Source organism: Mesorhizobium sp. (genome assembly GCF_004962925.1).
GTDB lineage: Bacteria > Pseudomonadota > Alphaproteobacteria > Rhizobiales > Rhizobiaceae > Mesorhizobium.
On the sequence record NZ_SUEO01000110.1, the window covers coordinates 1 to 257 of the forward strand.

The window sequence follows — 257 nt, forward strand, 5'->3', positions numbered from 1 at the left end:
GTCGAGTCACAGACGGGACAGCCGAAGATCGCGCTCGCCATCGCCGCTTCGGCGCTGAAGGCAGCACTCGACGGCGGTGCGCCGTTCGCCGCCGAACTCGAAACCTTTGCGGCGATTTCACCGGGCGCACCGGAGATCGCAACCTTGCGTCCCTACGCCGAAAAGGGCGTTCCGACCCGTGCCGAGATCGCCGCCGAAGTGCCCGCCGCGGCCAGTGCCATGGTCGCTGCCTCCGAGCCCGTCGACCAGAATGCCGG

General features: G+C 68.9%; 1 pseudogene. It reads left to right on the forward strand.

Annotation, left to right across the window (positions count from 1 at the left end):
* A pseudogene (locus E5W87_RS20715) lies at positions 1–257 on the forward strand (phage tail protein); the annotation flags it as partial.